The sequence below is a fragment of the Paraburkholderia sp. IMGN_8 genome, from assembly GCF_038050405.1.
Classification (GTDB): Bacteria; Pseudomonadota; Gammaproteobacteria; order Burkholderiales; family Burkholderiaceae; genus Paraburkholderia.
In genome coordinates, this window is record NZ_CP150900.1 from 468,516 (window position 1) to 481,030 (window position 12,515).

General features: G+C 56.9%; 4 protein-coding genes, 2 tRNA genes and 3 rRNA genes. 7 read left to right on the plus strand and 2 right to left on the minus strand.

Going from position 1 to position 12,515, the window contains the following annotated elements; genetic code table 11:
• The first annotated feature begins 205 nt into the window (after window positions 1-205).
• The 5 genes from WN982_RS02350 (at window position 206) to rrf (ending at window position 5,548) form a co-directional block, all read left to right on the plus strand.
• Window positions 206-1,736 (plus strand): 16S ribosomal RNA (locus WN982_RS02350).
• Window positions 1,737-1,799: 63 nt separating this feature from the next.
• Window positions 1,800-1,876 (plus strand) — tRNA-Ile (locus tag WN982_RS02355).
• Window positions 1,877-1,946: 70 nt separating this feature from the next.
• Window positions 1,947-2,022, plus strand: a tRNA-Ala gene (locus WN982_RS02360).
• 328 nt (window positions 2,023-2,350) lie between these two features.
• Window positions 2,351-5,229 (plus strand): 23S ribosomal RNA (locus WN982_RS02365).
• Window positions 5,230-5,435: 206 nt separating this feature from the next.
• Window positions 5,436-5,548 (plus strand): 5S ribosomal RNA (gene rrf, locus WN982_RS02370).
• Together the 16S, 23S and 5S rRNA genes with 2 tRNA genes alongside form the textbook arrangement of a ribosomal RNA operon.
• 178 nt (window positions 5,549-5,726) lie before the next feature.
• On the opposite strand, the gene WN982_RS02375 is transcribed toward rrf, so the two are convergent.
• Window positions 5,727-6,920 (minus strand): M20 aminoacylase family protein, encoded by a 1,194-nt coding sequence (locus tag WN982_RS02375; protein ID WP_341314208.1) that lies wholly within the window; start codon window positions 6,918-6,920, stop codon window positions 5,727-5,729.
• 179 nt (window positions 6,921-7,099) lie between these two features.
• Here WN982_RS02375 and WN982_RS02380 point away from each other — a divergent pair, with 179 nt between their 5' ends.
• On the plus strand, window positions 7,100-9,178 hold the full coding sequence (locus WN982_RS02380; protein WP_341314209.1) for a molybdopterin oxidoreductase family protein: 2,079 nt from the start codon (window positions 7,100-7,102) through the stop codon (window positions 9,176-9,178).
• 146 nt (window positions 9,179-9,324) lie between these two features.
• A complete protein-coding gene (locus tag WN982_RS02385; protein WP_341314210.1) occupies window positions 9,325-10,998 on the plus strand; it encodes a long-chain fatty acid--CoA ligase in 1,674 nt (557 codons plus the stop codon).
• Between the two features lie 167 nt (window positions 10,999-11,165).
• Here WN982_RS02385 and WN982_RS02390 read toward each other — a convergent pair whose 3' ends face one another.
• Window positions 11,166-12,335, minus strand: coding sequence for a porin (locus WN982_RS02390; RefSeq protein ID WP_341314211.1), 1,170 nt, complete (start codon window positions 12,333-12,335; stop codon window positions 11,166-11,168).
• Window positions 12,336-12,515: the final 180 nt, after the last annotated feature.

The following is a 12,515-nucleotide window of genomic DNA, read 5'->3' on the forward strand; positions in this document are numbered from 1 at the left end:
TAACAGCCGATAAGTGTGGGCGCTTGATGCGCGACGCGACGATGGATTCTTCGGGGTCTGTCGACAAGCGAAAGTATCAAGTCTCACACTGGTATCAAGGAAAGGTTTTCCTGCTGGAGTGGATTCACGCCGGCAGGAGGATCATTCGTCAGTACGTTGAGTGAGCGACCGGTTGGTAAAACAACCGAAAAACAGTAACAGGTTTGAACTGAAGAGTTTGATCCTGGCTCAGATTGAACGCTGGCGGCATGCCTTACACATGCAAGTCGAACGGCAGCACGGGAGCAATCCTGGTGGCGAGTGGCGAACGGGTGAGTAATACATCGGAACGTGTCCTGTAGTGGGGGATAGCCCGGCGAAAGCCGGATTAATACCGCATACGCTCTACGGAGGAAAGGGGGGGATCTTCGGACCTCCCGCTACAGGGGCGGCCGATGGCAGATTAGCTAGTTGGTGGGGTAAAGGCCTACCAAGGCGACGATCTGTAGCTGGTCTGAGAGGACGACCAGCCACACTGGGACTGAGACACGGCCCAGACTCCTACGGGAGGCAGCAGTGGGGAATTTTGGACAATGGGCGCAAGCCTGATCCAGCAATGCCGCGTGTGTGAAGAAGGCCTTCGGGTTGTAAAGCACTTTTGTCCGGAAAGAAAACCTCTGGGTTAATACCCCGGGGGGATGACGGTACCGGAAGAATAAGCACCGGCTAACTACGTGCCAGCAGCCGCGGTAATACGTAGGGTGCAAGCGTTAATCGGAATTACTGGGCGTAAAGCGTGCGCAGGCGGTCCGCTAAGACAGATGTGAAATCCCCGGGCTTAACCTGGGAACTGCATTTGTGACTGGCGGGCTAGAGTATGGCAGAGGGGGGTAGAATTCCACGTGTAGCAGTGAAATGCGTAGAGATGTGGAGGAATACCGATGGCGAAGGCAGCCCCCTGGGCCAATACTGACGCTCATGCACGAAAGCGTGGGGAGCAAACAGGATTAGATACCCTGGTAGTCCACGCCCTAAACGATGTCAACTAGTTGTCGGGTCTTCATTGACTTGGTAACGTAGCTAACGCGTGAAGTTGACCGCCTGGGGAGTACGGTCGCAAGATTAAAACTCAAAGGAATTGACGGGGACCCGCACAAGCGGTGGATGATGTGGATTAATTCGATGCAACGCGAAAAACCTTACCTACCCTTGACATGTATGGAATCCTGCCGAGAGGTGGGAGTGCCCGAAAGGGAGCCATAACACAGGTGCTGCATGGCTGTCGTCAGCTCGTGTCGTGAGATGTTGGGTTAAGTCCCGCAACGAGCGCAACCCTTGTCCCTAGTTGCTACGCAAGAGCACTCCAGGGAGACTGCCGGTGACAAACCGGAGGAAGGTGGGGATGACGTCAAGTCCTCATGGCCCTTATGGGTAGGGCTTCACACGTCATACAATGGTCGGAACAGAGGGTCGCCAACCCGCGAGGGGGAGCCAATCCCAGAAAACCGATCGTAGTCCGGATCGCACTCTGCAACTCGAGTGCGTGAAGCTGGAATCGCTAGTAATCGCGGATCAGCATGCCGCGGTGAATACGTTCCCGGGTCTTGTACACACCGCCCGTCACACCATGGGAGTGGGTTTTACCAGAAGTGGCTAGTCTAACCGCAAGGAGGACGGTCACCACGGTAGGATTCATGACTGGGGTGAAGTCGTAACAAGGTAGCCGTATCGGAAGGTGCGGCTGGATCACCTCCTTTCTCGAGCTAACGTGTCAAACGTTGAGCGCTCACGCTTATCGGCTGTGAAAAAGACAGACTCAGGGGTCTGTAGCTCAGTCGGTTAGAGCACCGTCTTGATAAGGCGGGGGTCGATGGTTCGAATCCATCCAGACCCACCACTGTTTCTGCGGTGGCTGATCAACTGAAACCTCTGGGTATGAGTACAGGTAGTGATATCTGTGTATGACTGGGGGATTAGCTCAGCTGGGAGAGCACCTGCTTTGCAAGCAGGGGGTCGTCGGTTCGATCCCGTCATCCTCCACCAATCCTCAATGCCGGTTTTACTGCGGTGAACATTGAAAGATGTTTGCGGTGTAGTGAAACAGGCATTGGCGATTGAGCCAGTCAGAGTGATATGAAGCAGAGCTTTATATCGGCTGTCGTTCTTTAACAATCAGGAAGAAGTAGTAAAGAGATTCACGAAAGCATACTTAGAGATGGGTGTGTGAGTAGGTGAATCAGGGTTGTGATTGTATCAATGTATTTTATAAGTGATCGAAAGATTGCTTTGGAATACGGCGCAACACGAATACTCAACCTGTAACGATGTGATGAAGTCATGCGCAAGCGTGGCGGAGACACACCCGTTATAGGGTCAAGCGAACAAGTGCATGTGGTGGATGCCTTGGCGATCACAGGCGATGAAGGACGCGGTAGCCTGCGAAAAGCGGTGGGGAGCTGGCAAACGAGCTTTGATCCACCGATATCCGAATGGGGAAACCCACTCCGTATGGAGTATCCATGGCTGAATACATAGGCTATGCGAAGCGAACGCGGTGAACTGAAACATCTAAGTAACCGCAGGAAAAGAAATCAACCGAGATTCCCAGAGTAGTGGCGAGCGAAATGGGACCAGCCTGTACTCTTTATCTTCATTGTTAGTCGAAGGCTCTGGAAAGTGCCGCCATAGCAGGTGATAGCCCTGTAGACGAAAACAGCGAGGAAGAACTGGGTGTACGACAAGTAGGGCGGGACACGTGAAATCCTGTCTGAAGATGGGGGGACCATCCTCCAAGGCTAAATACTCGTGATCGACCGATAGTGAACCAGTACCGTGAGGGAAAGGCGAAAAGAACCCCGGGAGGGGAGTGAAACAGATCCTGAAACCGCATGCATACAAACAGTCGGAGCCTCGCAAGGGGTGACGGCGTACCTTTTGTATAATGGGTCAGCGACTTACATTCAGTGGCAAGCTTAACCGATTAGGGCAGGCGTAGCGAAAGCGAGTCCGAACAGGGCGTTCAGTCGCTGGGTGTAGACCCGAAACCAGGTGATCTATCCATGGCCAGGATGAAGGTGCGGTAACACGTACTGGAGGTCCGAACCCACTAACGTTGAAAAGTTAGGGGATGAGCTGTGGATAGGGGTGAAAGGCTAAACAAACCTGGAAATAGCTGGTTCTCTCCGAAAACTATTTAGGTAGTGCCTCGTGTATCACCTTCGGGGGTAGAGCACTGTCATGGTTGTGGGGTCCATTGAGGATTACTACGCCATAGCAAACTCCGAATACCGAAGAGTGCAATCACGGGAGACAGACATCGGGTGCTAACGTCCGGTGTCAAGAGGGAAACAACCCAGACCGCCAGCTAAGGTCCCCAAATATTGCTAAGTGGGAAACGAAGTGGGAAGGCTAAAACAGTCAGGAGGTTGGCTTAGAAGCAGCCATCCTTTAAAGAAAGCGTAATAGCTCACTGATCGAGTCGTCCTGCGCGGAAGATGTAACGGGGCTAAGCAATATACCGAAGCTGCGGATGCACAGTAATGTGCATGGTAGGAGAGCGTTCCGTAAGCCTGCGAAGGTGCATTGAAAAGTGCGCTGGAGGTATCGGAAGTGCGAATGCTGACATGAGTAGCGATAAAGGGGGTGAAAGGCCCCCTCGCCGTAAGCCCAAGGTTTCCTACGCAACGTTCATCGGCGTAGGGTGAGTCGGCCCCTAAGGCGAGGCAGAAATGCGTAGCTGATGGGAAGCAGGTTAATATTCCTGCACCATTGTTAAATGCGATGGGGGGACGGATCGCGGAAGGTTGTCCGGGTGTTGGAAGTCCCGGTTCCTGTGTTGGAGAAGGCGCTTTGGCAAATCCGGGCGCGCAATTCAAGGGCATGGGACGAGTGATCCAGGTCACGAAGCAACTGGAAGTGGTTCCAAGAAAAGCCTCTAAGCTTCAGTTTAACAAGACCGTACCGCAAACCGACACAGGTGGGCGAGATGAGTATTCTAAGGCGCTTGAGAGAACTCGGGAGAAGGAACTCGGCAAATTGGTACCGTAACTTCGGGATAAGGTACGCCCCTGTAGCTTGACTGGCCTGCGCCAGAAGGGTGAAGGGGTTGCAATAAACTGGTGGCTGCGACTGTTTAATAAAAACACAGCACTCTGCAAACACGAAAGTGGACGTATAGGGTGTGACGCCTGCCCGGTGCCGGAAGATTAAATGATGGGGTGCAAGCTCTTGATTGAAGTCCCGGTAAACGGCGGCCGTAACTATAACGGTCCTAAGGTAGCGAAATTCCTTGTCGGGTAAGTTCCGACCTGCACGAATGGCGTAACGATGGCCACACTGTCTCCTCCCGAGACTCAGCGAAGTTGAAGTGTTTGTGATGATGCAATCTCCCCGCGGCTAGACGGAAAGACCCCATGAACCTTTACTGTAGCTTTGCATTGGACTTTGAACCGGTCTGTGTAGGATAGGTGGGAGGCTGTGAAGCGTGGACGCCAGTCTGCGTGGAGCCGTCCTTGAAATACCACCCTGGTTTGTTTGAGGTTCTAACCTTGGCCCGTGATCCGGGTCGGGGACAGTGCATGGTAGGCAGTTTGACTGGGGCGGTCTCCTCCCAAAGTGTAACGGAGGAGTACGAAGGTACGCTAGGTACGGTCGGAAATCGTGCTGATAGTGCAATGGCATAAGCGTGCTTAACTGCGAGACCGACAAGTCGAGCAGGTGCGAAAGCAGGTCATAGTGATCCGGTGGTTCTGTATGGAAGGGCCATCGCTCAACGGATAAAAGGTACTCTGGGGATAACAGGCTGATACCGCCCAAGAGTTCATATCGACGGCGGTGTTTGGCACCTCGATGTCGGCTCATCTCATCCTGGGGCTGTAGCCGGTCCCAAGGGTATGGCTGTTCGCCATTTAAAGAGGTACGTGAGCTGGGTTTAAAACGTCGTGAGACAGTTTGGTCCCTATCTGCCGTGGGCGCTGGATATTTGAAGGGGGCTGCTCCTAGTACGAGAGGACCGGAGTGGACGAACCTCTGGTGTACCGGTTGTCACGCCAGTGGCATCGCCGGGTAGCTATGTTCGGAAGAGATAACCGCTGAAAGCATCTAAGCGGGAAACTCGCCTTAAGATGAGATATCCCCGGGGCTTCGAGCCCCTTGAAGGGTCGTTCAAGACCAGGACGTTGATAGGTCAGGTGTGGAAGCGCAGTAATGCGTTAAGCTAACTGATACTAATTGCCCGTAAGGCTTGATCCTATAACAGGTGTGTGTCGGCAGCCGTTAGTGCTTTGGCACTTATGGATGCCCCACCCTGCGCCACGCGCAGGGTCTCCAGAACACACAGGTTGAGATCAGTGTTGTGCCGGAAACAACACAGCCCAACGCATTACCGAGAGACATCCTCTCAGCTACTTCTTCCAGATTGGCGGTATTGCCCCAGGGCAGTACGGCAACAAGTCATGCCTGATGACCATAGCGAGTCGGTCCCACCCCTTCCCATCCCGAACAGGACCGTGAAACGACTCCACGCCGATGATAGTGCGGATTCCCGTGTGAAAGTAGGTAATCGTCAGGCTCCCCTGCAGCAACAGAAACCCCACCCCGAAAAGGTGGGGTTTCTGCGTTTACGGCGAAAAAAACCATCAGCTCGTGGCCGTCAAACCGGTCAACCCGCTCGCCCCAGGTAACCCCCGCATCGGTAGCGCGGCAGGAAGCGAAGCATATACACGTCGTCGCCCCACACCCAACTGCTCCTATTCTTGCGACAAGAATCGTTGAGCCAACTTGACCCAGTACGTCGATCCAATCGGCAATAGCTCATCGTTGAAGTCGTAGCTCGCGTTATGCAGCATGCACGGCCCGGCACCGTGGCCAGAATCCCGATGGCCGCCGTCGCCATTGCCCAGAAATGCATAACAGCCCGGTTTCGCCAGCAGCATGAAGGAGAAATCCTCGGCGCCCATCGTCGGTTCAACTGCGTCGTCTACGTTTTCCGCTCCGACAATCTCCTTCATAAGCGCCGCCGCAAAGCGCGTTTCTTCGCTACTGTTGATGGTCGGCGGATAGTTGCGATGGAAATGGATGTCGACGGAGCAATCATAGGCATCGGCGGTACTTTCGGCGATCTTGCGCATGCGCGCTTCGATCAAATCGAGCGTTTCCGTCGTAAAAGTTCGCACCGTGCCCGCAATCCACGCGTCGTCCGGGATGACATTGAGGGCGTCGCCGGCGTGAATCTGGGTGATCGACAGTACCGCGGTGTCGAGCGGCTTTTTGTTGCGCGTGATGATGCTTTGCAAACCGTTCGCAATTTGCACAGCCGTAAATACCGGGTCACGGCCGTTATGCGGTAGCGCAGCGTGCGATCCTACGCCTTTGATTTCAATGCGAAATTCGTTGCTCGATGCCATGATCGGGCCTTCGGTCACGCCGAAGTGGCCCGCCGGCATGCCCGGCCAGTTATGAATGCCGAACACCGCATCGACTGGAAACCTGGTGAACAGGCCATCGTCGATCATCGCCTGTGCGCCAGCGCCGCCTTCCTCGGCGGGTTGGAAAATGAAGACGATCGTGCCGTCGAAGTTGCCATGCTTTGCCAGATGCTGCGCCGCGCCGAGCAGCATCGCCGTGTGCCCGTCATGGCCGCACGCGTGCATTTTGCCGTCGTTACGCGAGCGGTGATCGAAGCTATTCAGTTCCTGAATCGGCAGCGCGTCCATGTCAGCTCGCAGACCAATCGCGCGCGAACCGTTGCCGCGTTTCAATACGCCCACCACGCCTGTTTTGCCCAACCCGCGGTGCGTTTCGATGCCCCATGCCTCAAGGGTTTTGGCAACCAGATCTGCCGTTGCTGTTTCTTCGTAACGAAGCTCTGGGTGGGCATGAATTGTTCGTCGAAGGGTCTGAATTTCGCCGTGAGCGGCCTGGATTTCGGGGATCAGTTTCATGATGGGATGATGGTGCGCTTGTGCTTTGCTTGGCGTGGGATCGCTCGGGGCGATTTTGCCCGGGCACTGTGATAACCGATTCTACGCCGAAGGCATTTTTGGCGGCACCGCACCGGCTAAGCGGCTGCGGACGTAAAATTCGACATTGCTCCCACACCGCTCTCGTGAACCAATCGCCGATGAATGCTCCGACCGAATTCGCCCGCGCGGTGTGCCCGCATGACTGCCCTGATACTTGCGCGATGCGTGTGACTGTCGAAGATGGCCGGGCGATCAAGGTTGTCGGCGATCCTGATCATCCGCCGACACAAGGCGCGCTGTGTACTAAAGTCAGTCGCTATGCCGAGCGCGTGCATCATCCGCATCGGCTGACGACACCGATGAAGCGCGTCGGCAACAAGGGCGAGGGCCGCTTTGAGCCGATCAGTTGGGACGAGGCGTTCGAACTGGCTGCAGCGCGTCTGTCTGAGATCGCTAGCCGCGCACCCGAAGCGATCCTGCCGTACAGCTACGCGGGCACGATGGGTTTGGTCCAGGGCGATAGCATTGCGCAACGGTTCTTCCATAAGCTCGGCGCGTCGCAGTTGGACCGTACGATCTGCGCGGCCGCCGGCGCGGCGGGGCTGAAATACACCTACGGCGCAAGCCTCGGCATGCTCACCGAGTTTTTCGCCGAGAGTGAGCTCATCCTGATCTGGGGCTCGAATCCGATCGCGTCGAACCTGCATTTCTGGACACGCGCGCAGGAAGCCAAGCGTCGCGGCGCGCGTCTGATCGCGATCGATCCCTACCGCTCGCTGACGGCGGAAAAGTGTCATCAGCACATCGCCATCAAGCCTGGCACCGACGGCGCTTTCGCGCTTGGCATGATAAACGTGCTAATCGCGGAGAACCTGCTCGATCACGCTTACATCGCGACTCACACGTTGGGGTTTTCTGAACTGAAGGTCCGCGCACTCAGCTATCCGCCGTCTCGCGTCGCTGAAATATGCGGCGTCGACGAGCAGGTGGTTGTCGACCTTGCGCGCCTTTACGGCAGCACGAAGAAGGCCGCGATCCGAATGAACTACGGCCTGCAAAGGGTCCGTGGCGGCGGTAACGCGGTGCGCGCAATTGCTTGCCTGCCTTCACTAACAGGCGCGTGGCGCGAGCGGGCGGGCGGTGTGTTGCTGTCGTCGGGGGGATGGGCACCGGTCAATTCGCACGCGCTGCAGCGTCCTGATCTGATGCCGGGCTGGCCGGCCAAGGCAGCGCGCGTCATCAATATGAATGCGATCGGCGACGCGTTGCTGCATCCGGGCGACGCCGCGTTCGGCCCCAAGGTTGAAGCGGTCATCGTCTACAACTCGAACCCGGTGGCGGTAGCGCCGGATTCGGAGCGGGTCGCAGCCGGTTTCGCGCGTGAAGATCTGTTCACGATTGTCCTCGAGCATTTTCAGACAGACACCGCGGACTACGCCGATCTACTCCTACCTGCCACTACGCAACTCGAGCATCTCGATGTGCACAAGTCGTACGGGCACACGCACGTGATGGTCAATCTGCCGGCCATTGCCCCGGTCGGCGACGCGCGTCCGAATACGGAGATTTTCCGTGGTATCGCGTGTCACATGGGATTGGAGGAGCCGGCGCTGTACGACAGTGACGAAACGGTGGCGCAAGCGGCATTCCGTTGGGACGACACAGCGCTAGAAGGCGTCGACTGGAACTCGCTGAAGGAAACGGGCTGGGCGAAGCTGAACCTGCCCGACGCGCCGTTCGCCGAAGGCGGCTTTCGAACGCCGTCTGGTAAATGCGAGTTTTTCAGTGAGCGCCTTGCGCAACAGGGGCTAGATCCACTGCCTGATTATTTGCCACCCTACGAGTCCGTTGACGGCGCGCCGGAACTCGCCGCACGTTATCCGCTGGCGATGATCTCGCCGCCCGCGCGTAACTTCCTGAACAGCACCTTCGTGAACATCGAAAGCCTGCGCTCGACGGAAGGCGAGCCGCACCTGGACATTCACCCGGCCGATGCACAGGCGCGAAAGATCGTCGACGGCGATCAGGTACGTATTTTCAATGACCGCGGCTCGATGCAGGCACGCGCCCGTGTCACCGACAAAGCGCGCGAAGGCCTCGTCGTCGGCCTGTCTATCTGGTGGAAGAAACTCGCACCCGACGGCCGCAACGCCAACCAGGTCACAAGCCAGGCCCTAACCGATCTCGGTGGCTCGGCCACCTTCTACGATTGCCTCGTCGAGGTTGAACGGGCGTGAAAAGCCACGAAGAATCACGCCGCCATTGTCCACAACCGGTTCGAGGCTTGCGTCTAACCCAGCCGCTTTTCGCGAATAACACAGGCGTCTGCATGCTACGATGCATTTTTAGCACGACCATTCGAAAATAAGGGAGGAGACACTGCATGGAAAAAATCTGGCTGAAATCTTATCCGCCCGGCATTCCGGCAGAGATCGACCCGAGCCGTTATTCGTCTGTCGCCGAACTGCTCGAAGAAGCCTTTCGCGAGCATCGCGCCAAACCGGCGTTCGTCTGCATGGGCAAAGAGATCAGCTATGGCGAGCTCGACACGCTCTCGAGCAAGCTGGCCGCGTGGTTTCAGTCGAAGGGCATTGTCCGCGGCGCGCGCATCGCGATCATGATGCCGAACGTGCTGCAATATCCGGTTGCGATTGCCGCGATCTTGCGCGCGGGCTACGTGGTCGTGAACGTGAATCCGCTCTATACCCCGCGCGAACTCGAGCATCAGCTCAAGGACTGCGGTGCGGAAGCGATCATCCTGCTCGAAAACTTCGCCGTCACGCTGCAGGCGATTGTCCGCAATACGTCGGTCAAGCACGTCGTTGTCGCCGCGATGGGCGATCTTATGGGGGTGAAGGGCGCACTTGTGAACTTCGTCGTGCGGCGCGTGAAGAAGATGGTGCCAGCGTGGAGTCTGCCGGGGCACGTCAAATTCAACACCGCGATCGCAGAGGGTGGCCGTCAGAGCTTCAAACCGGTCAAGCAAGGTCCGGACGACATCGCGTTCCTGCAATACACGGGCGGCACGACCGGCGTGGCCAAGGGCGCGACGCTGTTGCATCGGAACCTGATTGCTAACGTGCTGCAGTCGGAAATCTGGCTCAATCCGGTCCGCTCAAACCGCACGGACATCGATCAATTCATCACCGTTGTCGCCTTGCCGCTTTATCACGTGTTTGCGCTGACGGTTTGCGGTCTGCTGACGATTCGTACCGGCGGTCTTGGCGTGCTGATTCCGAATCCGCGCGACATCCCCGGAATGATCAAGTCGCTGCAAGGCTATCCGATCACGACGATTCCTGCCGTCAACACGCTGTATAACGCGCTTCTGAACAGTCCGGACTTCCACAAACTCGACTTTTCGAAGCTGATCGCGGCGAACGGTGGCGGCATGGCGGTGCAGGAAGCGGTGGCCAAGCGCTGGTACGAGCAGACACATACGCCGATCATCGAAGGATACGGTTTGTCGGAGACGTCACCGTGCGTGACCTGCAATCCGGTCACCGTCACCGAATACAGCGGTACGATCGGCTTGCCGCTGCCGTCGACGGAAATCTCGATTCGTGACGACGAAGGCAACGAAGTGCCGCTCGGCCAGCCGGGTGAAATCTGCATCCGTGGTCCTCAGGTGATGGCAGGTTACTGGAACCGGCCGGACGAAACAGCCAAGGTCATGACGCCGGATGGCTTCTTCAAATCGGGCGACGTCGGCTTGATGAACGAAGGCGGTTTCGTCAAGATCGTCGACCGCAAGAAGGACATGATTCTGGTGTCCGGCTTCAATGTCTATCCGAACGAAATCGAGGATGTGGTCGCGAAGTTGCCTGGCGTGTTCGAAGTCGCCGCGGTCGGCGTGCCGGATCAGCACTCGGGCGAAGCGGTGAAGTTGTTCGTCGTGAAGAAGGACCCGGCGCTCACCGATGCGGACATCTTCGCGTACTGCAAGCAGCAGTTGACCGGCTACAAGCGGCCGAAGATCGTCGAATTCCGTACGGAACTGCCCAAGAGCAATGTCGGCAAAATTCTGCGCCGCGAATTGCGCGATGGCCGGGCATAAAAACGCCGGCGTAACGTAAGGCAATTCAGAAAAAGGCCCGGCAGACGAAAGTCTGTCGGGCCTTTCCCTTTGAGCCGCCGCCTCGAACGCAAACCAGTCGGCGCGCGCGTGCCATAAAAAAGGGCGCCCGAAGGCGCCCTTGAGGCAAACTGCTTTATTACGACTTATTAGAACTTGTGGCGGATGCCGACGCGAGCCGCGAGCTGGTTCTGGTTCGACGAACCCGACAGGCCGTTGATGCCTGCGGTTGCAGCAACCGTAGCGCCCGCTGCGTTCAGCGTGTTGCCCAAAGCGTGTTGGTACACACCGATCACGTACACGTCGGTGCGCTTGGACAGGAAGTAGTCCACGCCAACCGAGCCTTGGTGGTACTGGGCACGCGATGCGCCGTTGATTTCCGCGCCGCGCGTGTAGTCGTATGCAGCACCGACCAGCAACGCCGGGGTCAACTGATACTTGAAGTTGACTTCCGCGTTGTTGAACGTAGCCGATTGGCCCTTGAACGGCGATGCGTACGACGAACCCAGGTTTGCGAAACGGATGTTCGAGTACGTTGCACCGATCGTTGCTGCGCCGAACGTGTATGCGCCGCCTGCACCGATCACCTGGTACGTGTTAGCCGAAGCGAAGCCGGTGTAGACCGGCGACGACACTGCTGCGTTCGCTGCTGCAATCGTGCCGCTGTTGTTGAACAGGCCGCCCGATGCTGCCGGCGTACGTGCGTTCAAGTAGCCAACGCCCAAGACCAACGGACCGTTGTTGTAGCCAGCGCCCAACGACCAGATCTGGTTGCCGCTGAAGTTGCCTGCCTGGCCGCCGAAGCTGTACGTGCCGCCGAACTTGAGGCCGCTGTAGTCCGCGCTCGTGTACTTGACCGTGTTGTTGGTGCGGTACGCGTTGTTGAAGTTGTCGATGTCACCCGGGTGAGCAGCGATGTAGCCGCCCCACTGGTCGCCGGCTTCCAGCGGACCGACGTAATCGACCACGGAGTCGTACTGACGACCCAGCGTGACCGTGCCGAACTGGCTCGACAGACCGACGTAAGCTTGACGACCGAACATCAGGCCGCCTTGACCCAGCTTGCCGTTGTTCACGTCAAAGCCGTTTTCCAACACGAAGATTGCCTTCAGGCCACCACCGAGATCTTCCGTGCCGCGCAGGCCGAAACGCGAGCCCTGCATAACGCCGCTCGACAGGTTGTACAGGTGCTTGCCACCCGAATTGGTGTTGATGTTGAAGCCTTCGTCAATGATACCGTACAGGGTCACGCTGCTCTGCGCATGAGCGACGCCTGCAAATGCGCCCAGTGCTGCGAGAGCGAGAAGCGACTTTTTCATCGAATGATCTCCAAGGATTGCGAATCTTTTATACAAGGCGAATATTTATGTTGCGTTGAGGCCTTGCGGTCCAACTTCGCGAGAAGTTGCACGTAATGTAACAAAAGGCATACATGGCACAAAGAAAAAGGAGACGGCGACGAAGGCTCCTGTTTCGTTTACGCAACATGGTCTAAAATC